This is a genomic window from Klebsiella sp. CN_Kp073, from assembly GCF_040065495.2.
GTDB lineage: Bacteria > Pseudomonadota > Gammaproteobacteria > Enterobacterales > Enterobacteriaceae > Klebsiella > Klebsiella aerogenes.
In genome coordinates, this window is the sequence record NZ_CM198051.1 from 2,004,353 (window position 1) to 2,029,410 (window position 25,058).

Sequence of the window (25,058 nt, forward strand, 5' to 3'; positions counted from 1 at the left end):
TTCTAGCTCTCCAGTTGATGCAGGATACGGTTAACTTTATCAAAAGTTTCCTGATATTCCGCGGCTTCTTCGCTGTCCGCCACGATACCGCCGCCCGCTGAGCAGTACAGTTGGCCCTGCCAGGCGGTGATCGTACGGATAGTAATGCTGGTATCCATATTGCCGCACAAGCTGAGATATCCAATGCTGCCGCACCATGCGTTGCGTCGCTGCGGTTCAAGTTCATCGATAATCTCCATGGCGCGAACTTTCGGGGCACCGGTAATGGAGCCGCCAGGGAAGGCCGCGCGCAGCAGATCGCTGGCATCAAGCGTAGCAGGCAATCGTGCGGTGATGGTGCTCACCAGGTGATGCACCGCCGGGAACGGTTCGACCACAAACAGTTCCGGTACGCGAACGCTGCCCGGCACAGCGACGCGGCCGATATCATTGCGCATCAGATCGACAATCATTAAATTCTCGGCGCGGTCTTTCGGCGAGTTGGCGAGCGTCGCCGCCTGGCGTGCGTCCTCCTGCGGGGAATCGAGTCGCGGCAGCGTGCCTTTAATGGGGCGCGTCTGGATGTCACCCTGATGCAATTGAATAAATCGCTCCGGAGACAGGCTTAAAATCGCCCCTTCCGGCAGGCGAATGAAGGCGCTGAACGGCGCACGGTTAGCGGCATTAAGCTTACAAAATGCCTGCCATTCGTCGCCGCGGTAGCGGGCCTGGAAACGCTGCGCCAGGTTGACCTGATAACAGTCGCCGCTGCGCAGATACGCCTGCACCTGGCGGAATTTTTCGCCGTACTGCTGGCGGCTCATATTCGATTGCCAGCAGGAGGTCAGGGCGAATGCTTCACCCGGCTCACATGTTTGCGACTCCAGCCACTGCAGGCGCTGTTGCGGATCGTCGTAACTGAGCAACGACACCTGCTGGCGTTGATGATCGACGATCAGCGCCCAGTCATAAATGCCGACCGCCATCTCCGGCAGGGCGATATCAGCCTGCGCTTGCGTCGGCAGACGTTCAAAGCGACGGCCAAGATCGTAGCCGAATAACCCCAGCGCGCCGCCGAGAAACGGCAGGTTTTCATCGGCCTGCGGCGTTAACTGACAGCGATCCAACTGCTGTTGCAGCAGCTGTAGCGGATCGTCCTGCGAGACAAATTCGCCTTCACCGTCGCAGACACAGGTTTGCTCGCCGCGGGTAACCAGCGTCGCGCGCGGTTCGGCGACGATAATATCGAAACGGCTATACGGATGGTCGGCGAAGCCGGAGTGCAGCAGCATCGCCCACGGCGTGGCGCTTAACGGCGCGAAATAGCGTTCGGCGGCATCCGGGCGCCAGGGCAGGGTAATAATAGCGGGGGACAACATTAACCTCGATCCTAATGTGCCGCCCACTGGCGAAATGGCGGACGGCGTGAAATAATTACGCCCCACAATGTAGCAGGAGTGAGTGATGTTTGCAGGTTTACCTTCGCTGAGCCATGAGCAACAGCAAAAAGCGGTCGAACGTATTCAGGAATTGATGGCGCAGGGGATGAGCAGCGGCCAGGCAATCGCCCTGGTGGCTGATGAACTGCGCGCCACGCATACCGGCGACCGGATCGTAGCGCGCTTCGAAGATGACGACGAAGACGAGTAATTACGCCGCGGCGATGATTTTGATCTCAACTTTATACTGCGGCTTCATCAGGGTTGCCTGTACGGTGCAGCGCACCGGCGCGTGACCGGCAACCACCCAGGCGTCCCAGGCTTTATTCATCGCCGCAAAATCATCTTTGTTGGCCAGGAAAATGGTGGCATCAAGAATACGTGACTTATTGCTGCCCTGTTTTTCCAGCACCGCGTCAATTTGCGCCAGGGTATTGGCGGTCTGCTCAAACGCGTCGGCGTCGAGGTTTTCCGGCACCCCGGTGTAGTAGATAGTCTGGTTGTGAATCACCACATCAGACCAGCGGGCTTCGGCATCAATACGCGTAATTGTCATTTATCTTTCCTCTTTGTTCTATCCATTTGGCTGCGGCAAGACTGCCACAATGTTCCGCCCGCGTCACTACCCGGGCTGGCGAAACGCCATCCTCCCTGACATAATCACTGTCCAAATAACCAGGGGGCAACGTGATCGACGATTTTGCAGCAGACGGCCAGCTGGCCATGGCGATACCGGGATTTAAGCCGCGTGAACCGCAGCGCCAGATGGCGATAGCGGTGAGTGAAGCTATTGAAGCCTCCCGGCCGCTGGTGGTGGAAGCAGGGACTGGCACCGGTAAAACCTACGCCTATCTGGCGCCCGCGCTGCGCGCGAAGAAAAAGGTGATCATCTCCACGGGTTCGAAAGCGCTGCAGGATCAGCTCTATAGCCGCGATCTGCCGACCGTCGCCAAAGCGCTGAAATTCACCGGTAAACTGGCGCTATTAAAGGGGCGCTCAAACTACCTGTGCCTTGAACGCCTTGAGCAGCAGGCGCTGGCGGGCGGCGATCTGCCGGTACAAACGTTAAGTGACGTTATTCTTCTGCGCTCCTGGTCTAATCAGACGCAGGATGGCGATATCAGCACCTGCGCCAGCGTCGCCGAAGATTCTCAGGCCTGGCCGCTGGTGACCAGCACTAACGATAACTGTCTCGGCAGCGACTGCCCGTTATACAAAGATTGTTTTGTGGTGAAAGCGCGTAAGAAGGCGATGGATGCGGATGTAGTGGTGGTCAACCATCACCTGTTCCTTGCCGATATGGTGGTGAAGGAGAGCGGCTTTGCCGAACTGATCCCCGAAGCGGAAGTAATGATATTCGATGAAGCCCATCAGTTGCCGGATATCGCCAGCCAGTATTTTGGCCAGTCGCTCTCCAGCCGCCAGCTACTGGATTTGGCCAAAGACATCACCATTGCCTACCGTACCGAACTAAAAGATACCCAACAGCTGCAAAAATGCGCCGATCGTCTGGCGCAAAGCGCGCAGGATTTCCGTTTGCAGTTGGGCGATCCGGGCTATCGCGGCAACCTGCGCGATCTGCTGGCGGATAGCCACATTCAGCGCGCGCTGCTGCTGCTCGATGACGCGCTTGAACTGTGTTACGACGTTGCCAAACTCTCCCTTGGCCGCTCGGCGCTGCTCGACGCCGCCTTCGAGCGCGCGACGCTCTACCGCGGGCGCCTGAAGCGGCTCAAAGAAATCAATCAGCCTGGCTATAGCTACTGGTATGAATGCACGTCGCGTCATTTTACCCTCGCCTTGACGCCGTTAACGGTGGCAGAGAAGTTTAAAGAGGTGATGGCGCAAAAGTCGGGGAGCTGGATCTTTACCTCGGCGACGCTGTCGGTGAACGACGATCTCCACCACTTTACCGCTCGTCTCGGCATTGATGACGCGCAGACGCTGCTGTTGCCCAGCCCATTTGATTATCAGCATCAGGCGCTGCTCTGCGTACCGCGTAACCTACCTCTGCCGAACCAGCCCGGTGCTGCCCGTCATCTGGCGGCCATGTTGAAACCCTTGATTGAGGCCAATGATGGACGCTGCTTCATGCTCTGCACCTCGCATGCCATGATGCGCGATCTGGCGGAGCAGTTTCGCGCCACCATGACGCTGCCGGTACTGCTACAAGGAGAGACCAGCAAAGGCCAGCTGCTGCAGCAGTTTGTTAGCGCCGGCAATGCGCTATTAGTGGCGACCAGTAGCTTCTGGGAAGGGGTTGACGTGCGCGGCGACGCGCTGTCGCTGGTGATTATCGATAAGCTGCCCTTTACCTCACCGGACGATCCGCTGCTCAAAGCGCGAATGGAAGACTGCCGACTGCGCGGCGGCGATCCGTTTGATGAAGTTCAGCTGCCGGATGCCGTCATTACCCTCAAACAGGGCGTGGGGCGCCTGATCCGCGATATTGACGATCGCGGCGTTCTGGTTATCTGCGACAACCGGCTGGTGATGCGCCCCTACGGCGCCGTGTTCCTGGCCAGCCTGCCACCCGCGCCGCGGACCCGCGATATCCGCCGGGCGGTGCGCTTCCTCGCCGTGCCGCCAGCAAGGTAATCCGCAGTAAAATGTGATAAGCTGCGCGCCATTTTGTTAATCAGCTATCCCCAATGGATTTAGGACGGTACGGCGGCGGTAAGTCCGCGCGCCGATAAATGTACCGCCCTAAAACCTGGAATATGTAACGAGAGCGTGACCACCCATGCGAATTTTGGCTATCGATACCGCCACGGAGGCGTGCTCCGCGGCGCTGTGGAATGATGGCGCCCTGAGCGCCCATTTTGAAATTTGTCCTCGCGAACACACCCAACGTATCCTGCCGCTGGTGCAGGAGGTCCTCACTGAAAGCGGCACTACGCTGAATGAACTTGACGCGTTGGCCTTTGGCCGCGGGCCGGGCAGCTTTACCGGCGTACGTATTGGTATCGGCATTGCCCAAGGACTGGCGCTGGGCGCGGAGCTGCCAATGATTGGCGTCTCTACGTTGGCGACGATGGCGCAGGGCGCGTGGCGCAAAACCGGCGCTACTCGCGTGCTGGCGGCCATTGACGCGCGTATGGGCGAAGTCTACTGGGCGGAGTATCAGCGCGACGAAGATGGCGTCTGGCACGGCGAAGAAACTGAAGCGGTCCTCAAACCGGCTGCGGTTGCCGAACGCCTGGCGCGGCTTTCCGGCGAATGGGCTACCGTCGGCACCGGCTGGCAGGCGTGGCCGGATCTGGCGAAAGAGAGCGGGCTGATTTTAAGCAGCGGCGAGATTGAACTGCCAGCGGCAGAAGATATGCTACCGCTGGCCATCCAACTGCTGGCGGCGGGAAAAACCGTGGCCGTTGAGCATGCGGAACCAGTTTATTTGCGAAACGAAGTGGCGTGGAAGAAACTTCCTGGCCGCGAGTGAATCTCAGTAGAGAGAAGACTGAGAGAAGGAGTCGCATCATGGCGGGTCAAAAACAGGGCGTTCGTTGGCTGTTAGCCGCGGCGGTTGCCGTTGCGCTAAGCGGTTGCGTGTCGGTGCCGGATGTTATTAAAGGCACCAGCCCTACGCCGCAGCAGGATTTAGTGCGGGTGATGAACGCGCCGCAGCTGTATATCGGCCAGGAAGCGCGTTTTGGCGGTAAGGTCGTCAACGTGCAGAATCAGCAGGGGAAAACCCGCTTAGAGATTGCCACCGTACCGCTGGATAGCGGCGCGCGGCCGGAACTGGGGGAACCTTCACGCGGGCGTATCCTCGCCGACGTGAGCGGTTTCCTCGACCCGGTCGATTTCCGCGGCCAGCTGGTGACCGTGGTTGGGCCGATTAGCGGCGTCGTCGACGGTAAAGTTGGCGCCACCCCCTATAAATTCATGTTGATGAACGCCACCGGCTATAAGCGCTGGAACGTGGTGCAGCAGGTGGTGATGCCGCCGCAGCCCATCGACCCGTGGATGCTCGGCCCACGCCCCTGGGGCTACGGATACGGCGGTTGGGGTTGGTATAACCCGGGACCGGCCGAGGTCAGAAATGTCGTAACGGAATGATTTTGTTGTTTTTATAATGGAATAGAAACAGCGGCTAGCCCGCTGTTTCGTGTTTTTTAGTCTCATAAGAAAAATAAATAGTGACGCGCTTCGCAACCTGAAAAACGCCTAATTAATAAACTGGTACGCTGAGTTAATATAATGTTAACAAAATGTTTGTTGATCAGGGGCTGTGATGACGACGAATAACTATTTCAGAGGTGAAGCAGTGAAAAAGGTTTGGCTAAACCGTTATCCCGCCGATGTCCCGGCGGAGATAAATCCTGACCGCTATCAATCCCTGGTTGAATTGTTTGAACACGCCACCACCCGTTATGCCGATCAGCCGGCATTTATCAACATGGGCGAGGTGATGACCTACCGTAAGCTGGAAGAGCGCAGCCGTGCTTTCGCCGCTTATCTCCAGCAAGGATTAGGGCTACAGAAGGGCGATCGCGTCGCGCTGATGATGCCTAACCTGCTGCAATACCCGGTGGCGCTGTTTGGGATCCTGCGTGCCGGAATGATTGCCGTCAACGTTAACCCGCTGTATACCCCGCGCGAACTGGAGCACCAGCTCAATGACAGCGGCGCGGCGGCGATTGTGATCGTTTCCAACTTCGCACATACCCTGGAGAAAGTAGTCGATAAAACCCAGGTAAAACACGTCATCCTGACGCGGATGGGCGATCAGCTCTCCACCGCTAAAGGAACGTTGGTCAACTTCGTGGTGAAGTACATTAAGCGGCTGGTGCCAAAATATCATCTGCCGGACGCCATCTCATTTCGTAGCGCCCTGCAGCATGGCTACCGTATGCAGTACGTGAAGCCGGAAATCGTCGCGGACGATCTGGCCTTCCTGCAGTACACCGGCGGTACCACCGGCGTGGCGAAAGGGGCGATGCTGACTCACCGCAATATGCTGGCTAACCTCGAACAGGTGAATGCGACCTACGGTCCGCTACTGCACCGTGGTAAAGAGCTGGTGGTGACCGCGCTGCCGCTGTACCACATCTTCGCCTTGACCATGAACTGCCTGCTGTTTATTGAACTCGGCGGGCAGAACCTGTTGATTACCAATCCGCGCGATATTCCGGGCCTGGTAAAAGAGCTGGCAAAATATCCGTTCACCGCGATGACCGGGGTGAATACCTTGTTTAACGCGCTATTGAACAATAAAGAGTTCCAGCAGCTTGATTTCTCTTCGTTGCATCTTTCCGCCGGCGGCGGCATGCCGGTGCAGCAGGTGGTGGCGGAGCGCTGGGTGAAACTGACCGGCCAGTATCTGCTGGAGGGCTATGGCCTGACGGAGTGCTCGCCGCTGGTGAGCGTCAACCCGCATGATATCGACTACCACAGCGGCAGCATCGGCCTGCCGGTGCCGTCGACCGAAGCCAAGCTGGTCGATGACGATGATAATGAAGTCGCGCCGGGCGAGCCGGGTGAGCTCTGCATCAAAGGGCCGCAGGTGATGCTGGGCTACTGGCAGCGTCCGGATGCCACCGATGAAATCATTAAAGATGGCTGGCTGCATACCGGCGATATTGCGGTGATGGACGATGAAGGCTTCCTGCGCATCGTCGATCGCAAAAAAGATATGATTCTGGTCTCCGGTTTTAACGTCTATCCGAATGAAATTGAGGATGTGGTCATGCAGCATTCCGGCGTGCAGGAAGTGGCCGCCGTCGGCGTACCGTCCGGCAGCAGCGGTGAAGCGGTGAAGATCTTCGTGGTGAAGAAAGATGCTGCGTTAACCGAAGAAGCGCTGATTACTTTCTGCCGTCGCCATTTGACCGGCTACAAGGTGCCGAAGCTGGTTGAGTTTCGTGATGAACTGCCGAAATCCAACGTCGGCAAAATTTTACGTCGAGAACTGCGTGACGAAGCCCGTGCTAAAGTAGACAATAAAGGCTAAGCAACGAGTGAGTCGCCAGGCGCCGGCTAGCCGGCGTCCAGATTACTGACAAAGAAGGAAAATGCGTGGTTTTTCCTTCTTTGTGGCGATCGGCCGAAAATCAATCAATTGATTTTCCTTGTTATTTGTCTGGTGCAATCTGCAAGCCCAACGATTGCATGAGGTTTGTGATTAATCTCGCGCCGGCTAAGCCGGCGTTTTTTATGGGCGCAAGTTAAGAGAGTATGATTTGAACTATCAGATGATCACCACCGACGATGGCCTGCGCGCTATCTGTGAAGCGGCAACTTCGGCACCCGCAGTTGCGCTGGATACCGAGTTTGTTCGCACCCGTACCTACTATCCGCAGCTTGGTTTGCTGCAGCTGTTCGACGGCAAACAGGTCTCTCTGATCGATCCGTTGACCATCAACGACTGGGCGCCGATGCGCGAGCTGCTGCTCAACCAGGATGTCACCAAATACCTGCATGCGGGTAGCGAAGATTTAGAAGTCTTCCTCAACGCGTTCAACCTGATGCCGCAGCCGCTGATCGACACCCAGATTCTGGCCGCCTTCTGCGGGCGCCCGATGTCGTGGGGCTTTGCTTCAATGGTGGAAGAGTATTCCGGCGTCGCGCTGGACAAAAGCGAATCACGCACCGACTGGCTGGCCCGCCCGCTGACCGAGCGTCAGTGCGAATATGCGGCCGCCGACGTCTGGTACCTGTTGCCGATCGCCAGCAAATTAATGGCGGAAACCGACCATGCGGGCTGGCTGCCGGCAGCGTTGAACGAGTGCCACCTGATGCAGCAGCGCCGTCAGGAAATCCTTGACCCGGCGGATGCGTGGCGGGAAATCGGCAATGCCTGGCAACTGCGAACGCGCCAGCTGGGCTGCCTGCAGTTGCTGGCGGAGTGGCGTCTGCGCAAAGCGCGCGAGCGTAACCTGGCGGTGAACTTTGTCGTACGCGAAGAGCATCTGTGGAGCGTGGCGCGCTATATGCCGACCAGCCTCGGCGAGCTCGATAGCCTCGGTTTATCCGGCAGCGAAATTCGCTTCCACGGCAAAACGCTGATTAGCCTGGTTGAAAAAGCGCAGGCCTTGCCGGAATCGGCGCTGCCGGAGCCGCTGCAAAACCTGATCGATATGCCGGGATACCGTAAAGCCTTTAAAGATATTAAAGCGCTGGTGCAGGAAGTGAGCGCGGAGAAGGGCGTGAGCGCCGAGCTGTTGGCGTCGCGCCGTCAGATAAACCAACTGCTGAACTGGCACTGGCAGCTTAAAAATAAAAATGGTGAGCCAGAACTGGTTTCCGGCTGGCGTGGCGAATTGATGGCCGATCGTCTTAAAGCGCTGCTCAACGACTATCCTCGCTAGCGCCGGGCGCTATTCAGGCCATAAAAAACCGGCCGCGCGTTGCGTGGCCGGTTTTTTTAAGGCTACGGCGAAATGCCGTTAACAAGACAACAGGGTCAGGGTTTCGACTCTTCAGCTTCTGGCAGGGTCACGTTCAGCTCGAGAATCGAAATATCACCATCGCGCTGTTCCAGCTGTACGCTGACCATCTCTGGGTCTATCTGCACGTATTTACAGATGACCTCCAGGATATCTTTGCGCAGCTGCGGCAGGTAATGCGGTTCCGCGTCGCCGCGGCGGCGCTCCGCGACGATGATTTGCAGGCGTTCTTTCGCAATGTTAGCCGTGTTCTTTTTTCGCGAGAGAAAAAAGTCGAGTAATGCCATAATTTATCCTCCGAACAGGCGTTTGAGGAAACCTTTCTTCTCTTCTTCGATGAAGCGGAAAGGACGTTCTTCTCCGAGCAGACGATCCACAGTATCCGCATAGGCTTTACCCGCATCTGAAACGGTATCCAGAATGACCGGCTCGCCCTGGTTCGATGCGCGCAGCACGGACTGATCTTCCGGAATCACGCCGACCAGATTGATGCGCAGAATTTCCAGCACGTCTTCCATGCTCAGCATGTCGCCTTTGTTCACGCGGCCCGGGTTGTAGCGCGTCAGCAGCAGGTGCTCTTTGATCGGCTCGTCGCCATTTTCCGCGCGGCGGGATTTGGAGGCCAGAATGCCAAGGATACGGTCGGAGTCGCGCACGGAGGAGACTTCCGGGTTAGTGGTGATGATGGCTTCGTCAGCGAAGTACAGCGCCATCAGCGCGCCGGTTTCGATGCCTGCCGGGGAGTCGCAGACAATAAAATCGAAGTCCATCTTTTTCAGTTCTTCAAGAACCTTATCTACACCTTCGCGGGTCAGCGCGTCTTTATCACGGGTCTGAGAAGCCGGAAGGATATAGAGATTTTCAGTACGCTTATCTTTGATTAGCGCCTGATTGAGAGTGGCATCGCCCTGGATAACGTTGACGAAGTCATAAACCACCCGACGCTCGCATCCCATAATCAGGTCGAGGTTACGCAGGCCGATATCGAAGTCGATAACGACAGTTTTCTTTCCCTTCTGGGCCAAACCAGTAGCGATGGCCGCGCTGGAGGTGGTCTTACCAACGCCCCCTTTACCCGAAGTCACAACAATAATGCGTGCCATAGAAATTCCTTGTTAAAAAGGGATTAATTGAACGGTTGAATTGTCAAAGCGCCGTCGCCTAAACGCAGGCGCGCCGCTTTGCCATAAAATTCAGCTGGGATGTTATCGCTCAGCCAATATTCCCCTGCGATGGACACCAGTTCCGCCGCGAGGTTAGTACAAAATATTTGGGCATCTCTGTCGCCGCTTGCGCCAGCCAGCGCACGTCCCCGCATCATGCCATACACATGGATGTTACCATCAGCGATAAGTTCCGCTCCGGCACTCACATGGTTTGTAACAATTAGATCACAGTGTGGCGCATAAATGCGCTGACCGGAACGTACCGGCAGATCAATCAAACGCGTTTTTGTGATCGGCGTAGCAACTGGTGGTGGTTCAACGGGTTCCGGCGGCGGCGCCTGACGAACGATTTTCTCTTTTCCTTCCGTCAGTAGCGGGATCCCGGCACGGTCGATTTCCGTTTTCAGGCGGGAAATTTTACAACCGCTCACCCCCATGATGCGCAATCCGGTGGCGACGATAGCTTCATGCATCGGGCGCCAGTCGACGCTCTCTTCAATACTGCTGATGTTGACCACGACCGGTGCATGACGTAAAAAAGCGGGAGCCTGGGCGATTTTGTCTTCTAACGCCTGACGAATAACCTCGGGATTTGCATCGTGCAAATGAACGACAGATAAAGTGAAGCTACTGCCCTTAAGTTCGATTGGCGTATTTGACATCCTGGCCTTACTCAATTTGCTGTTTATCATCCGCCGAAGTGCGGTGATATTCCGAAGACTAAAAGGCATGTTATAGTCACTCATATATTGAGGCAAGTGACCACGGGTCTAATTCCGAGTAAAACTATGTTTTGTGTGATCTATCGAAGTACTAAACGTGAACAAACCTATTTATATGTCGAAAAAAAGGACGATTTCTCGCGCGTCCCGCCGGAACTGATGGCAAGCTTCGGCACCCCGCAGATGACCATGCTGCTGCCGCTCGACGGGCGCAAGACGCTGGCTAACGCTGACCTCGAAAAAGTAAAACAAGCGCTCGTCGATCAGGGCTATTACCTTCAACTTCCTCCCCCTCCTGAGAATCTACTTAAGAAACACCTCGCGGAACAGGGGAATAAATCCGATTAACCCATTGAGGGAAAATAATGTACCAACATCATAACTGGCAGGGTGAGTTACTGGATTATCCAGTGAGCAAAGTGGTTTGCGTTGGCAGTAATTACGCAAAACATATTAAGGAGATGGGCAGCGCGATGCCGGAAGAACCGGTGCTGTTTATTAAACCTGAAACGGCGCTATGCGACATCCGCCAGCCGTTGGTACTGCCTGAAGGATTGGGCTCGGTGCATCATGAGGTTGAACTGGCGGTGCTGATTGGCAGTACCCTGCGCCAGGCCAGCGAAGACCACGTACGCAAGGCGATTGCCGGTTATGGCGTGGCGCTCGATCTCACCCTGCGTGATATTCAGGGCAAGATGAAAAAGGCCGGGCAACCGTGGGAGAAAGCTAAGGGGTTTGATAACGCCTGTCCGATCTCCGGTTTTATTCCTGCCGCCGAGTTCAACGGCGATCCGCAAAATACGCCGCTAAGCCTGAAGATTAATGGTGAAGTCCGCCAGCAGGGGACGACCGCGGATATGATTCATAAGATCGTACCGCTAATTGCCTATATGTCGCGCTTCTTTACGCTGAAAGCGGGCGATATCATCCTGACCGGGACGCCGGACGGTGTCGGGCCGCTGGCCAGCGGCGACGAGCTGGAAGTCGGCTTCAATGGTTTGACGTTGTCTACCCGCGTGCTGTAACGTCCGCTTGCCGCCTTTTGGGGCGGCAAAACTTGCATCGGCGTGCCAGACTGGTTATAAGGTGCACCCTGAATTGTAATGACGGACATCCCAATGAGCGAACAACCTTTCTGGCAACAAAAAACACTGGATGAAATGACCGACGCGGAGTGGGAATCACTGTGCGACGGCTGCGGACAGTGCTGCCTGCATAAGCTAATGGATGAAGATACCGACGAGATTTACTTTACTAACGTCGCCTGCCGTCAGCTCAACATTAAAACCTGCCAGTGCCGCAACTACGAGCGTCGCTTCGAGTACGAACCGGACTGCATCAAACTCACGCGTGAGAATCTGCCGACCTTCGAATGGCTGCCGCACACCTGCGCCTATCGCCTGCTGGCGGAAGGTAAACCGCTGCCACACTGGCATCCGCTGCTGACCGGCTCAAAAGTGGCGATTCACGGCGAACGTATTTCCGTGCGCCATATAGCGGTGAAAGAGTCCACCGTCGTCGACTGGCAGGACCATATCTTAAACAAACCAGACTGGGCGCAGTAAGCTCGTTGAAATATCAGAACCGGGCATTCCCTGCCTGCGCGGCCCGGTTCTTTGTACGCATCAATATCCCATCATTCTTAATGCCAGCCAGATAATTCCCGCCCACAATAAAGCGCATGGAAAAATAACAACACTAAGAGAACGCCAGCCGTTTCTACTCATCGGAAACCCCACATTTAAGTCATCATCACCAGGTGCGTTTGGCATTTCATCATCGGCGCGGGGGCGGGGAACTTTAGGAATATTTGTAAAGCAGATGTAGATAAAAATAGACCCGGCGCGGTGGCCGGGCTGAGAGGGAGTTGACGAGCTGCCAGGTCTCCCCGGCGCGATGACTGCTTGCGGCGATCAGATGGGCAGGAAACTCATCATCAAATACGCGACGACAATGCAGATTAGCGTCATATACCAGACTATGCTCATGGTGACTTATCCCATTTCAGACTCAAGAAAGACGAGCCTATCGGGTAACGACTTTAAACATCCGGATGTCGATTTTCAACCGCAAGCACGTGAGGGGCTTAGCTTTTCCTGGCGTGGAACAGGCCGTCTTCGCCGTGGCTTTCATCTTCAACCCAGAAGTTAATATTGAATTGGGCATCATCGCTGAGCTCGATACGATGCCAGTATTGCGGCGGGCTGGTGGCGAACTGCCCGGCATTAATGACGACTTTCATCTCCGGTTCGCTAGCCTGCTCATCATGAAAACCGTAATAAGTTACTGTGCCTTCCATTACGCACAGCTGACCGAAAACGTTAGCGGCAGTATTGTGATGGGTGAGCAGCGCTGGCGGAACATTTTCTTTAGTGAAGAACGGAGTGGAGCGTTTGACTTTCCAGTTAGCCGGGATACGCAGGTGGGACATAGTAAGCTCCTTAGTGGATGCAAATAAGATGTATTTAATATGCAACTTTAAAGGGGCGTCGTCAACTTACAGGCACAAAAAACGCCCCCGAAGGAGCGTTTACCATCTGGCAGGATAGCTTAACGGCCGAACAGATCGCGCTTTTTGGCTTTAAATGGCTGAGCGATCAGTACCAGCAGGCCGATGACCAGATAAGCGGCAAAGATGCCTACCAGCCACTGCGGCATTTCCAGAGTCAGGAATTCCCACTGGCGCACGGAACAGTCGCCGGTGGCAACGAATACCTGCGGTAGCCATTTATCCAGCGGCAGCCACGTCGGGAAACGAGCGGCGAAATCGCAGGTCTGGAACGGAGAAGGGTGTAGCTGAATCATGGTGTGCTCCCAGGCTAACTGCAGACCGCGCAGTGCGCTGTATAGCCAGATGAGCAACGCGACATAGCGCAGCGGGGTTTTCGGCGCGATAGCGCCCACCAGACCGGCGCCCATAATGCCAAACAGAGCGCAGCGTTCGTAAATACACAACACGCAGGGCTGCAGCAGCATCACGTGCTGGAACCACAGCGCCACTAATTCAAGTATAAAAGCGGTTAACGCCATCAAGAGCCAGGCGCCGCGTCCCCTTGAGCACTGGTTTAAGTATTGCAACATAATCATTTCCCTGGAACATGCTAAATCATGGCAGTGTAAACGAAAACTACCGCGACGCCATCCGCTAGTCGGAAAATATTACGTAAATGAATATTCGTTACCCGGGGGGAACCCGGGTAACGGGCTGCGCAATTAGGGCAGTACTGGGGTGGTCAACCAGCCATGGCTGAGCATCCACTGGGTGGCCGGCATCAACAGGGTTTCGACGCACAGCAGGCCGACCAGCGTGAGCACGATGGTATAGGGAAGCGCCATCCACACCATTCTGCCATAAGAGAGGCGGATCAGCGGCGCCAGCGCCGAGGTCAACAGGAACAGGAACGCGGCCTGGCCGTTGGGGGTCGCGACGGAAGGCAGGTTAGTGCCGGTATTAATGGCGACCGCCAGCATTTCAAACTGCTGCAGGCTGATAACGCCGTGTTCCAGCGCCGCTTTTGCTTCGTTGATATACACCGTACCGACAAAGACGTTATCGGAGATGGACGACAGCAGGCCATTAAACAAATAGAACAGCGATAGCTGAGCGTGCGGTGAAGCCTGCAGGACGAACTCAATCACCGGGGCAAACAGATGCTGATCGATAATCACCGCCACGATGGCGAAAAAGACCGTCAGCAGGGCGGTAAACGGCAGCGCTTCGGTAAAGGCTTTACCGATGGCGTGTTCGTCGGTCACGCCGGAAAAGGTGGTCGCCAGCACGATGACGGAGAGGCCAATCAGGCCAACTTCCGCCAGATGCAGGGCGAGGGCGGCAATCAGCCACACGCCGATGATCCCTTGAGCGATAAGGCGCATCCGATCCTGGCGGCTGCGGCTCTGGCGGCTACGGTCGTCGAAATCCTGTAGGACTTTGCGCACCGGGACTGGCAGCGGCTCGCCATAGCCAAACAGGCGGAATTTTTCCAGCAACAGACAGGTTATCAGGCCGCATACGATTACCGGCAGGGTTACCGGCGACATACGGATGAAGAATTCGCCGAAGTGCCAGCCGGCGGCTTTGGCGATAATCAGGTTCTGCGGTTCGCCGACCATGGTCATCACGCCGCCGAGCGCGGTACCGACGCCGGCGTGCATCATCAGGCTGCGTAAAAAGCTGCGGAACTGTTCGAGCACGTCGCGGTAGTGTTGATCGATATGGCTGTCATCAAGCATGTCGTTATCATCAGGCCGCGCGGAGGCGACGCGATGATAAATACCGTAAAAGCCGACCGCTACGCTAATGACCACCGCAACAACAGTTAGCGCGTCAAGGAAGGCGGAGAGAAAAGCCGCTGCCAGGCAGAAGGCCAGCGACAGCAGCATCTTGCTGCGGATCCCGAGGAGCAGCCGAGTAAAAATAAACAGCAATAGCTGCTTCATGAAGTAGATCCCGGCCACCATGAACATCAGCAGCAGCAGGACTTCGAGATTATTGGCTATTTCTTCGCGAATATGTTCGGGGCTGGTCATACCGATCAGCACCGCTTCTATCGCCAGCAGGCCGCCAGGCAGCAGCGGGTAGCATTTGAGCGCCATCGCCAGGGTGAAGATAAACTCCACCACTAACAGCCAACCGGCGACAAACGGTTGAAGATAAAACGCCAGCGGGTTAACCACCAGGAAGATAATCAGGAGAAGCTTGTACCAGTCTGGCGACTGGCCAAGAAAATTGCGCCACAGGGCGCGGCCATAAGACATTTCCACGACAGAGGTCCTTCCGTCAAACAACATGATTTTATGCGTAACTATTGCAAGATTACCAGTTGAGTAAAAAGGTAAGCAACTTTCTTCGCGGCGCATTACAGGTAATGGAAGGCGTTAAGCAAAAGCTGAAAATGAAACGGCGATCCCCTTTTAATTACTTTCAGATGCTATCTGGCGTATGGCTGCTCTGGTATGATGAGTGCAATTTGCAACGCTGTGTAATGGAAATCTTATTATGGTCATTAAGGCGCAAAGCCCTGCGGGTTTCGCGGAAGAGTACATCATTGAAAGTATCTGGAATAATCGTTTCCCGCCTGGATCCATTCTCCCTGCTGAACGTGAACTTTCTGAACTGATTGGTGTGACCCGAACCACTCTGCGCGAAGTGTTGCAACGTCTGGCCCGTGATGGCTGGTTGACTATCCAGCACGGTAAACCGACGAAAGTGAACAACTTCTGGGAAACCTCCGGACTGAATATCCTTGAAACGCTGGCGCGTCTCGACCACGATAGCGTGCCGCAGCTGATTGATAACTTGCTGTCGGTGCGAACCAATATCTCAACGATTTTTATTCGTACCGCTTTCCGCCAGCACCCGGACAAAGCGCTGGAGGTCCTGGCTACCGCGCGTGAAGTTGAAGATCATGCCGATGCTTTCGCCGAACTGGACTACAACATCTTCCGCGGTCTGGCGTTTGCCTCCGGCAACCCGATCTACGGTCTGATCCTCAACGGCATGAAGGGGCTGTATACCCGCATTGGTCGTCACTATTTTGCTAATCCGGAAGCGCGTAGCCTGGCGCTGGGTTTCTACCACCAGTTGGCGAAAGTGTGCGAAGAGAGTCAGCACGATAAAGTGTACGAAATCGTCCGCGCCTATGGCCACAACAGCGGCGAGATCTGGCATCGGATGCAAAAAACGCTGCCCGGCGATTTAGCCATCAATATGCGCTAAGTACGGACCACCCTATAAAAAATGCCCGGATAATCCGGGCATTTCGCTTTTTGGCACTTGATCCGATTTACAACGCGTTCTGCCGCGGCGGGGTGCGATCCAACAGCTCAACGCTGCCGTCGGCATTCTGCTGCTCAAGGATCACATCAAAGCCCCACAGGCGGTGAACGTGTTTAAGCACTTCGCGACGGCTCTTATCCAGCGGCACGCGGTTGTGCGGCACATAGCGCAGCGTCAGCGAACGGTCGCCGCGCAGGTCAACGTTCCAGACCTGAATATTCGGCTCAAGATTGCTGAGGTTATACTGCGCCGACAGCTTAGAACGAATTTCCCGATAGCCTTCCTCATTATGAATGGCGGAAATCTCCAGGTAATTATTATGGTCGTCATCGAGTACCGTGAATAAGCGGAAGTCACGCATCACCTTCGGCGACAGGAACTGGCTGATAAAGCTCTCATCTTTAAAATCGCGCATGGCGAAATGCAGCGTCTCCAGCCAATCGGAGCCGGCGATATCCGGGAACCAGTAGCGGTCTTCTTCCGTTGGCGACTGGCAGATACGTTTAATATCCTGGAACATAGCGAAACCCAGCGCGTAGGGGTTGATCCCGCTGTACCACGGGCTGTTGTAGGGCGGCTGGAACACCACGTTGGTGTGGCTGTGCAGAAACTCCAGCATGAAGCGTTCTGTCACTTTTCCCTCGTCATACAGATGATTGAGGATGGTGTAGTGCCAGAATGTCGCCCAGCCCTCGTTCATAACCTGAGTCTGCTTCTGCGGATAAAAATACTGGCTGACCTTACGAACGATACGCAGGATCTCGCGCTGCCAGGATTCAAGCAGCGGCGCGTTCTTCTCCATAAAGTACAGCAGATTCTCCTGCGGTTCGGAAGGATAGCGGCGGCTTGCCTCGATGGCTTTTTCCTCTTCCCGTTTTGGCAGAGTACGCCATAGCATGTTCACCTGGCTTTGCAGATACTCTTCGCGGCTTTTCTGGCGCGCCTTCTCCTCCTGCAGCGATATTTTCTGCGGGCGTTTGTAGCGGTCGACGCCGTAGTTCATCAGCGCATGGCAGGAGTCGAGCAATTTTTCAACTTCATCGACGCCGTAACGCTCTTCACATTCGGTAATGTATTTACGCGCAAAGATCAGATAGTCGATGATTGAGCTGGCATCGGTCCAACTGCGGAACAGATAGTTATTTTTAAAGAAGGAGTTGTGCCCATAGCAGGCGTGCGCCATTACCAGCGCCTGCATGGTAATCGTGTTCTCCTCCATTAAATAAGCGATACACGGGTTGGAGTTAATGACTATCTCATAGGCCAGACCTTGCTGGCCGTGTTTATACGCCTGTTCGGTTTCGATAAATTTTTTCCCGAACGACCAGTGCGGATAGTTGATCGGCATCCCGACGCTGGAGTAGGCGTCCATCATCTGTTCGGAGGTGATCACCTCGATTTGATGCGGATAGGTATCGAGACGATACAGCTTCGCCACCCGGTCGACCTCGGCAAGATAGGTTTCCAGCAGTTCAAAAGTCCAGTCGGGTCCATCGCTTAACCGGGTGGTGTCCCTGTTCATGGAATCAATCGTAGCCATTAGCGCGCCCTCGTTGTTGGTGGTTCTCTCTTTGTGGAGAACCTCTTATCAAGCATAGAACACGCCATAACAAACTGCGTCTGCGGGTAATTTCTTTTCTTCGCGATATCACAATCCCAAAGGCCTTAATTTAACATTTACTTAGCATTTTATGCTGAGGAAAAATAAAGCGCAGCACGAGATCGTAAATCTCTGGTGTCAGTGCTGGTGCGGTTTGGTGTGAGATAAGTCACCATAAATAAAGCGTATGTTGAATAATATTTTCATCTGGGTTATCAATTTGTAATTAGATGATTGTTCTTTAACTATTACGGAGTGGCTATGCGAGTCGTCATACTGGGAAGTGGGGTGGTTGGGGTAGCGAGCGCCTGGTATTTAAGCCAGGCGGGACATGAGGTGACGGTTATCGACCGTCAGCCAGGGCCCGCTGAAGAAACCAGCGCCGCCAACGCCGGGCAGATCTCTCCCGGCTACGCGGCGCCGTGGGCGGCGCCGGGCGTGCCGCTGAAGGCGATTAAATGGATGTTCCAGCGCCATGCGCCATTGGCGATTGGCCTTGACGGCACGCAGTTCCAGCTCAAGTGGATGTGGCAGATGCTACGTAACTGCGATACCCGCCACTATATGGAAAACAAAGGGCGTATGGTGCGCCTGGCGGAATATAGCCGTGATTGCCTGAAAGCGCTGCGTGAAACCACCGGTATCCAGTATGAAGGCCGCCAGGGCGGCACCCTGCAGCTCTTCCGCACCGAAAAACAGTATGAGAACGCCACTCGTGATATCGCCGTGCTGGAAGAGGCCGGCGTGCCGTATCAACTGCTGGAAGCCAACCGCCTGCTCGAAGTCGAACCGGCGCTGGCCGAAGTCAGCCATAAACTGACCGGCGGTCTGCGCCTGCCAAATGATGAAACCGGCGATTGCCAGCTCTTCACTACCCGTCTGGCGGCGATGGCCGAGTCGGCAGGGGTGACTTTCCGCTTTAATACCTCCGTCGATGCGCTGCTTTACGAAGGCGATCAAATCGCCGGTGTGAAATGCGGCGACGAAATTATTAAGGGCGACGCCTACGTGATGGCGTTTGGTTCTTACTCCACCGCGATGCTTAAAGGGCTGGTGGACATCCCGGTCTATCCTCTGAAAGGCTACTCGTTAACTATTCCGATTGCCGAAGAGAGCGGCGCACCGGTATCGACTATCCTTGATGAGACTTACAAAATCGCGATTACCCGTTTCGATCAGCGTATTCGCGTTGGCGGGATGGCGGAAATTGTCGGCTTTAATAAAGAGCTGCTGAAGCCGCGCCGCGAGACGCTGGAGATGGTGGTTCGCGATCTGTTCCCGCGCGGCGGCTACGTTGAGCAGGCGACCTTCTGGACAGGCCTGCGACCAATGACGCCGGACGGTACGCCGGTGGTTGGCCGCACGCCGTACAAAAATCTGTGGCTGAACACCGGGCACGGTACGCTGGGCTGGACCATGGCCTGCGGGTCCGGGCAGCTTCTGAGCGATCTGATCTCCGGGCGTACGCCGGCGATCCCTTATGATGATCTGGCCGTGGCGCGTTACAGCCCGGGCTTTACGCCGGCTCGCGCTCAGCATCTGCACGGCGTGCATAACTAAGGAGCCTCCATGTCTCGTCCGGTAAAAGCCAGCATTGACCTGTCGGCTTTACGTCAGAATTTACAGATTGTTCGCCGCGCCGCCCCTGGGGCGCGCGTTTGGGCGGTGGTGAAGGCTAATGCCTATGGCCATGGCCTGGCGCGGATGTGGCAGGCGCTGAACGCCGCAGATGGCTACGCATTGCTGAATCTCGAAGAGGCGATCCTACTGCGGGAAAAGGGCTGGAAAGGGCCGATTCTGCTGCTGGAAGGATTCTTTCACGCCGATGAACTGGCGCTGCTGGATAAGTATCGCCTGACCACCAGCGTACACAGCAACTGGCAAATTAAAGCGCTGCAGCAGGCTAAACTGCATGCGCCGCTGGATATCTATCTCAAAGTAAATAGTGGTATGAACCGGCTGGGCTTTATGCCAGAACGAGTGCATACCGTCTGGCAACAGCTGCGATCGCTCGCCAACGTCGGTGAAATGACGCTGATGTCGCATTTCGCTGATGCGGAAAACCCGGATGGCATCGTGGAGCCCTTGCGCCGTATCGAGCAGGCGGCGGAGGGGCTGGACTGCCCGCGTTCGTTGTCGAACTCAGCGGCCACGTTGTGGCATCCGGAAGCGCACTTTGATTGGGTGCGCCCGGGAATTGTGCTGTACGGCGCATCGCCGTCGGGTCAGTGGCGGGATATTGCCAATAGCGGCTTGAAACCGGCGATGACCCTCAGCAGTGAAGTGATTGCCGTACAGACGCTGAAAAGCGGCGAACGGGTGGGCTATGGTGGGCTGTATCAGGCATCCGGCGAGCAGCGCATCGGCATTGTCGCCTGCGGTTATGCCGACGGCTATCCACGCGTCGCCCCGAGCGGCACGCCGGTGCTGGTCGACGGCGTACGCACCACCACCGTCGGGCGTATTTCGATGGATATGTTGGCGGTAGATCTGACACCTTGTCCGCATGCGGGTATTGGCGCGCCGGTTGAGTTGTGGGGGCAGGAGATTAAGATTGACGATGTCGCTGCGGCCAGCGGCACCGTCGGTTATGAATTAATGTGCGCTCTGGCGCCGCGCGTACCGGTGGTGACAGTGTAACTTTGTGTGAGGCGGATCACTCCGCCTCATCTTCCGCAACCCGCACACCCACCTTCAGTACGTGGTCGTCCTCTTTTTCGGCGACCGTCCACACCATACCGGCAAACTCCACCTGATCGCCGACGACCGGCGCGGCGCCCAAGAGTTGCTGAATCACATCGCCCAGCGACTGCTGATGCTCGCGAAATTCTTCACCGCCGTCGAGACCATAAATCTGCGCCACATCGGCGAATTTAGCTTCCGCATCGAGGATAAAGTCGCCAAAGAACCGCTGATCGAGCGAGACCGGCGGCGACTGGCTGAACATTTTACCCAGCGCCGGCAGGTCGCGCTCGCGGCCGATAACGCAAAGAATATCACCATCCATCAGCCGCGTGCTGCCGGTAGGATGCAGCAGTACGTTGTCGCGGAAGAGTGCGGCGATACGCGTTTCCGGCGGCATGTGGAGGTCGCGCAACGCTGCGCCAACGCACCATTTATCATCACCCAGCTGGTAGACAAACTGTTCCCACGGATTTTCCGGATGGATATCCAGCCCGACGCGTGAGATAGGCCAGCCGACCGGCGGTACCACGACCTTCGCTTTTTTCGCCGCCCAGGAAAGTGAGGTGCCCTGAAGCAGCAGTGAAATCAGCACCACGAAAAAGGCGACGTTAAAGAACAGCCGCGCGTTCTCAAGCCCGGCCATCATCGGGAAAACGGCGAGGATAATCGGCACCGCGCCGCGCAAACCGACCCAACTGATAAACACCCGCTCGCGCAGATTAAAACCGCGGAACGGCAGCAGGCCAGCGAATACCGACAGCGGACGCGCGATGAAGATCATCCACATTGACAGCAGTAGCGCCGGAATCGCGATCGGCCACAGGTCAGACGGTGTGACCAGCAGGCCGAGGACGAGGAACATGGCGATTTGCGCCAGCCACGCCAGGCCGTCAAAGTTTTGCAGGATGCCGTGGCGGTTGCGAATGGGTTTATTACCGAGCAGGAAACCGCAGAGATAGACCGCGAGGATACCGCTCCCGTTCAGTGAGGTGGTGACGGCGAAAATCATGATCCCGCCGCTTAGCGCCAGCAGCGGATAGAGCCCGGTAGGCAGGACGATGCGGTTAATCATCTGCAGAAGCAGATAACCGCCGCCGAGTCCAATAGCGATGCCCAGGCCAAACTGTTGAATGATATGCACCACAAACATCCAGCTCAGTCCGGCTTCATGCTGCTGGATCATTTCAATCAGGGTAATGGTGAGGAACACCGCCATCGGGTCGTTGCTGCCGGATTCAATTTCGAGGGTCGAGCCGACGCGCTCGTTAAGCCCTTTACCGCCGAGCAGCGAGAACACCGCCGCCGCATCGGTGGAGCCGACGATGGCGCCAATTAGTAGCCCTTCGATTAAATCGAGCTTGAACAGCCATGCCGCCATCATCCCGGTGAGGGCGGAGGTTATCAGCACGCCGACCGTCGCCAGCGACAGCGCTGGCCAGAGCGCCACGCGAAACGAACTGGCTTGGGTGCGCATTCCGCCGTCCAGCAGGATCACCGCCAGCGCGAGGTTACTCACCATATAGGCGAAAGGATAGTTATCGAAAGGAATGCCGCCGATACCGTCTACGCCTGCCAGCATACCGATGGCGAGGAAGATAACCAGAATCGGGATGCCGAGGCGTGAGGAGAAAGAACTCAATAAAATACTGCAGGTTACTAAAACAGAACCCAGGATAAACAGACTAATGACCGCAGCGGCGTCCAATGTTCACGTACTCCTTGTCAGCGTGAAGGGGTGAAAATTACACCATTTTAACAATCCGCGCGTTTGCAGGATACTCGCGCAGAGGAATTTTTATTCCGCCAGCACCGGATGGCCGCTTATCGTTAAGGTTGCGGCTGAGGCGTTGTTAACCAGCCGCGCCCGCGCGCCGAGAGGCAGGGTAACGGTGCGCTGTTCATGACCGAACTCGAGGCCGGTCAGCAGCGGGATGGCGAGTTGCTGACGTAGCCAGGCGTAGACGGTGGGAAGATCATAACCGTCGTCGTAGTCGTTGGATTGCGCGCCGGTAAAACTGCCGAACACGATAGCCCGCTGGCGGGCAAGGATCCCGCTGTTGAGTAACTGCAGCAGCATTCGTTCAACGCGGAACGGATGCTCGTTGATATCCTCAAGCACCAGAATACCGTCGTCAATCTGCGGGAGCCACGGCGTGCCGATGAGCGACGTGACCATCGCCAGATTGCCGCCCCACAGGGTCCCTTCGACGCGGCAGGTTGGGCCGTCGCTTTGCCATTCGAGGGTAAATTCGGGTTCGCGTAGCGCCTGCCAGAAGTGATGTTCCGTAAACGCATTCAGGGTTTCGGCGCCGAAATTGCCCGCTAACATCGGCCCGCTGAAGCTGATAGCGTTGGCTTTAGCCAGCAGTCCCATCTGGATGGCGGTGAAATCGCTGTGGCCGCAGATAAGCAGCGGTTCCCGCTGTTGGCGTTTCGATAACGCCTGCCAGTCGATATGTGGTAGTAACCGGGTGGCGCCATAGCCGCCGCGCACCGCCAGCACGATGTGGTTTTTTCCCTCAAGGGATGCAAGTTGGTTAATATCGGCCAGACGTTCGCTGTCGCTGCCGGCGAAACGCTGCTGTCGACGGGGGATCGCCTGTTGGTTCAGTACCTGATGACCGGCCTCCTGAAGACGGGCCACGCCTAGGGCCGCAGCCTGTTGATTGATACAGTAACCGGAAGGGGCGACCAGATAAAACTGAGACATGGCAATTCCTTGCAAAGAATGAAAGGGTTATCATGCCGCCTGGAACGTTTATTGTCATCTCCGTGCGGCAAACTTCAGCCAATAAGGATAGATGTGTGAAATTGAGATGGTTTGTTTTTTTATTTGTATTGTTGGCCGGTTGTAGTTCGAAGCACGATTACACCAATCCGCCGTGGAACCCGGAAGTCCCGGTGAAGCGGTCGATGCAGTGGATGCCGATCAGTGAAAAAGCCGGTGCCGCGTGGGGGGTTGACCCGCAGCTGATAACCGCGATCATCGCGATTGAGTCCGGCGGTAATCCCTCGGTGGTCAGTAAATCCGGTGCGGTAGGACTGATGCAGTTGAAGCCGTCGACCTCCGGGCGCGATGTCTATCAACGGATGGGCTGGCGTGGCCAGCCTTCGGTCAGCGAGCTGAAAAACCCGGAACGCAATATTTCGATGGGCGCCGCTTATCTGAGCATTCTGGAAAACGGCCCGCTGGCGGGGATTAAGGACCCGCAGGTGATGCGCTATGCGGTGGTGGTCTCTTATGCCAACGGCGCAGGCGCGCTGCTGCGCACCTTCTCGTCGAATCGCCAGGACGCCATCGACGAGATTAACGATCTTGATGCCGATGAGTTCTTTGAACACGTGGCGAAAAAGCATCCTGCCCCGCAGGCCCCGCGCTATATCTGGAAACTGCAGAAAGCGCTGGACGCGATGTAGCGTCATCTCTCACCCCGTCAGGCAGGATTCGCCTTGCGGGGTGCCTTTCAGATAATCCTAACTTTCGTGGCTAATTGAACTGATGTAGCTGACGGGACCAATCAACTCTTTGTAATCCCGGTAACTTTCAGGAAGGGACTCGATTCCATTAACCGCCACCACCAGCATAGCCGTGGCCTCATCCATTTCATCGCTAGTCTGGGCTAATTTTTCGCGTAATAATCCGATAAGCGCCTGAGAATTATTATGTGAGACCCCATTCAAATCCAGACGATTATGATCCCAGACGTTGCAACCCCATGCTGTGAACCACAACAGGCTTCCTGTAACCATCAATATCCAACAAAAAGTGTTTTCAGCGACATCGACGTAGATAAATATTCGACAAGCTAATATTACGGCTAAGATGAGTGAGGGGATACTGAACAACAGAAAATTGCATCGGCGGCGTAGCATACTTAAGGCCAGCTCTGGGCTTTTTTGCTGATCCTGCCAGATGTTAAGGTTGGTGATATGCAGGCTAGTAGGCAGATCTTCATGACATGGTTTTCGTACCTCAAAATGGTCAAATAAAATTCTTTCAATGACGTTCATTTCATTGCTTGCATAACGTCCGTTAGCCAACATCTGCCCGGGCTCGGGGATCCACTGATATCCTTTATGTAACAACCTGAACATTGCTAACTGAATGACCCGCGTGCCGCCGCCGTCAATCCAGGCAAGAAGCCATGGGTCGATCCCGGTCGTTAACTGCTGGGCTTTAGCCGCAGGCCGCGTCAGGGCGATAATGATTCCGATAGAAAGATAAATAGCCGGGACGACAACGATAATACAGCCGAGAAACAGTAAAGGATGCATATGCATAATAAGAGTCCACATGATG

At 55.7% G+C, this 25,058-nt stretch carries 24 protein-coding genes and 1 pseudogene; 13 read left to right on the top strand and 12 right to left on the bottom strand.

Going from position 1 to position 25,058, the window contains the following annotated elements:
* Positions 1–2: 2 nt before the first annotated feature.
* Complete coding sequence (gene pabB / locus ABLV66_RS09685) at positions 3–1,358, bottom strand: aminodeoxychorismate synthase component 1 (RefSeq protein WP_315710930.1); 1,356 nt, start codon at positions 1,356–1,358, stop codon at positions 3–5.
* 85 nt (positions 1,359–1,443) lie between these two features.
* Between pabB and ABLV66_RS09690 the strand changes: the two genes are divergently transcribed.
* Positions 1,444–1,629 (top strand): YoaH family protein, encoded by a 186-nt coding sequence (locus ABLV66_RS09690; RefSeq protein ID WP_015366046.1) that lies wholly within the window; start codon positions 1,444–1,446, stop codon positions 1,627–1,629.
* Here the strand turns inward: ABLV66_RS09690 and ABLV66_RS09695 are convergent, their stop codons facing one another.
* The gene (locus ABLV66_RS09695) at positions 1,630–1,974 is read right to left on the bottom strand and encodes a RidA family protein (protein ID WP_015366047.1); all 345 of its coding nucleotides are present in this window, start codon (positions 1,972–1,974) and stop codon (positions 1,630–1,632) included. It abuts the gene before it with no gap.
* A gap of 131 nt (positions 1,975–2,105) precedes the next feature.
* On the opposite strand from ABLV66_RS09695, the gene yoaA reads away from it, so the two are divergent.
* The 5 genes from yoaA (at position 2,106) to rnd (ending at position 8,728) form a co-directional block, all read left to right on the top strand.
* Entirely contained in the window at positions 2,106–4,016 is a 1,911-nt protein-coding gene (yoaA, locus tag ABLV66_RS09700; RefSeq protein ID WP_047045273.1) for a DNA repair helicase YoaA, read from the top strand.
* 145 nt (positions 4,017–4,161) lie between these two features.
* The gene (tsaB, locus tag ABLV66_RS09705; RefSeq protein WP_045390407.1) at positions 4,162–4,857 is read left to right on the top strand and encodes a tRNA (adenosine(37)-N6)-threonylcarbamoyltransferase complex dimerization subunit type 1 TsaB; all 696 of its coding nucleotides are present in this window, start codon (positions 4,162–4,164) and stop codon (positions 4,855–4,857) included.
* 38 nt (positions 4,858–4,895) lie between these two features.
* Positions 4,896–5,477, top strand: coding sequence for a Slp family lipoprotein (locus ABLV66_RS09710; RefSeq protein ID WP_045390409.1), 582 nt, complete (start codon positions 4,896–4,898; stop codon positions 5,475–5,477).
* Between the two features lie 208 nt (positions 5,478–5,685).
* The gene (fadD, locus tag ABLV66_RS09715; protein ID WP_015705923.1) at positions 5,686–7,371 is read left to right on the top strand and encodes a long-chain-fatty-acid--CoA ligase FadD; all 1,686 of its coding nucleotides are present in this window, start codon (positions 5,686–5,688) and stop codon (positions 7,369–7,371) included.
* A gap of 241 nt (positions 7,372–7,612) precedes the next feature.
* Positions 7,613–8,728 (top strand): ribonuclease D, encoded by a 1,116-nt coding sequence (gene rnd / locus ABLV66_RS09720; protein ID WP_161801895.1) that lies wholly within the window; start codon positions 7,613–7,615, stop codon positions 8,726–8,728.
* Positions 8,729–8,823: 95 nt separating this feature from the next.
* Here the strand turns inward: rnd and minE are convergent, their stop codons facing one another.
* From minE to minC, 3 genes are read right to left on the bottom strand one after another with little or no spacing between them, the layout of a single operon-like run.
* Entirely contained in the window at positions 8,824–9,093 is a 270-nt protein-coding gene (gene minE / locus ABLV66_RS09725; RefSeq protein ID WP_015366053.1) for a cell division topological specificity factor MinE, read from the bottom strand.
* A gap of 3 nt (positions 9,094–9,096) precedes the next feature.
* Positions 9,097–9,909, bottom strand: coding sequence for a septum site-determining protein MinD (gene minD, locus ABLV66_RS09730; protein WP_015366054.1), 813 nt, complete (start codon positions 9,907–9,909; stop codon positions 9,097–9,099).
* A gap of 23 nt (positions 9,910–9,932) precedes the next feature.
* Complete coding sequence (minC, locus tag ABLV66_RS09735; protein ID WP_047045268.1) at positions 9,933–10,634, bottom strand: septum site-determining protein MinC; 702 nt, start codon at positions 10,632–10,634, stop codon at positions 9,933–9,935.
* 126 nt (positions 10,635–10,760) lie between these two features.
* Between minC and ABLV66_RS09740 the strand changes: the two genes are divergently transcribed.
* The 3 genes from ABLV66_RS09740 to ycgN all read left to right on the top strand — a co-directional run bounded on the left by ABLV66_RS09740 (position 10,761) and on the right by ycgN (position 12,259).
* On the top strand, positions 10,761–11,042 hold the full coding sequence (locus tag ABLV66_RS09740; RefSeq protein WP_026612271.1) for a YcgL domain-containing protein: 282 nt from the start codon (positions 10,761–10,763) through the stop codon (positions 11,040–11,042).
* 17 nt (positions 11,043–11,059) lie between these two features.
* Positions 11,060–11,719, top strand: a complete 660-nt coding sequence (locus ABLV66_RS09745) for a fumarylacetoacetate hydrolase family protein (RefSeq protein ID WP_045390418.1) — start codon at positions 11,060–11,062, stop codon at positions 11,717–11,719.
* A 93-nt stretch (positions 11,720–11,812) separates the two neighbouring features.
* A complete protein-coding gene (gene ycgN / locus ABLV66_RS09750) occupies positions 11,813–12,259 on the top strand; it encodes a cysteine cluster protein YcgN (protein WP_348875939.1) in 447 nt (148 codons plus the stop codon).
* Positions 12,260–12,780: 521 nt separating this feature from the next.
* Here ycgN and ABLV66_RS09755 read toward each other — a convergent pair.
* From ABLV66_RS09755 to nhaB, 3 genes are all read right to left on the bottom strand, one after another.
* On the bottom strand, positions 12,781–13,125 hold the full coding sequence (locus ABLV66_RS09755; protein WP_045390422.1) for a TehB family protein: 345 nt from the start codon (positions 13,123–13,125) through the stop codon (positions 12,781–12,783).
* Positions 13,126–13,244: 119 nt separating this feature from the next.
* Complete coding sequence (gene dsbB / locus ABLV66_RS09760; protein WP_015705844.1) at positions 13,245–13,775, bottom strand: disulfide bond formation protein DsbB; 531 nt, start codon at positions 13,773–13,775, stop codon at positions 13,245–13,247.
* 132 nt (positions 13,776–13,907) lie between these two features.
* Entirely contained in the window at positions 13,908–15,458 is a 1,551-nt protein-coding gene (gene nhaB, locus ABLV66_RS09765) for a sodium/proton antiporter NhaB (protein ID WP_045390425.1), read from the bottom strand.
* 235 nt (positions 15,459–15,693) lie between these two features.
* On the opposite strand from nhaB, the gene fadR reads away from it, so the two are divergent.
* Positions 15,694–16,413: a fatty acid metabolism transcriptional regulator FadR gene (gene fadR / locus ABLV66_RS09770; RefSeq protein ID WP_045390428.1), complete on the top strand. Its 720-nt coding sequence runs from the start codon at positions 15,694–15,696 to the stop codon at positions 16,411–16,413.
* Between the two features lie 67 nt (positions 16,414–16,480).
* Here fadR and ABLV66_RS09775 read toward each other — a convergent pair whose 3' ends face one another.
* Entirely contained in the window at positions 16,481–18,013 is a 1,533-nt protein-coding gene (locus ABLV66_RS09775; protein ID WP_015705842.1) for a SpoVR family protein, read from the bottom strand.
* Between the two features lie 321 nt (positions 18,014–18,334).
* On the opposite strand from ABLV66_RS09775, the gene ABLV66_RS09780 reads away from it, so the two are divergent.
* On the top strand, positions 18,335–19,633 hold the full coding sequence (locus tag ABLV66_RS09780; protein ID WP_047045257.1) for a D-amino acid dehydrogenase: 1,299 nt from the start codon (positions 18,335–18,337) through the stop codon (positions 19,631–19,633).
* Between the two features lie 9 nt (positions 19,634–19,642).
* Positions 19,643–20,713 (top strand): catabolic alanine racemase DadX, encoded by a 1,071-nt coding sequence (dadX, locus tag ABLV66_RS09785; protein WP_047045256.1) that lies wholly within the window; start codon positions 19,643–19,645, stop codon positions 20,711–20,713.
* An 82-nt stretch (positions 20,714–20,795) separates the two neighbouring features.
* Here dadX and ABLV66_RS09790 read toward each other — a convergent pair.
* Positions 20,796–22,463 (bottom strand): annotated as a pseudogene (locus ABLV66_RS09790) (potassium/proton antiporter); the annotation flags it as partial.
* Positions 22,464–22,553: 90 nt separating this feature from the next.
* Positions 22,554–23,468 (bottom strand): muramoyltetrapeptide carboxypeptidase, encoded by a 915-nt coding sequence (ldcA, locus tag ABLV66_RS09795; protein ID WP_348875937.1) that lies wholly within the window; start codon positions 23,466–23,468, stop codon positions 22,554–22,556.
* Positions 23,469–23,563: 95 nt separating this feature from the next.
* Between ldcA and emtA the strand changes: the two genes are divergently transcribed.
* The gene (gene emtA, locus ABLV66_RS09800) at positions 23,564–24,175 is read left to right on the top strand and encodes a membrane-bound lytic murein transglycosylase EmtA (RefSeq protein ID WP_015366071.1); all 612 of its coding nucleotides are present in this window, start codon (positions 23,564–23,566) and stop codon (positions 24,173–24,175) included.
* Positions 24,176–24,232: 57 nt separating this feature from the next.
* Here the strand turns inward: emtA and ABLV66_RS09805 are convergent, their stop codons facing one another.
* Positions 24,233–25,054, bottom strand: coding sequence for a DUF2207 domain-containing protein (locus tag ABLV66_RS09805; RefSeq protein WP_348875936.1), 822 nt, complete (start codon positions 25,052–25,054; stop codon positions 24,233–24,235).
* Between the last annotated feature and the right edge of the window lie 4 nt (positions 25,055–25,058).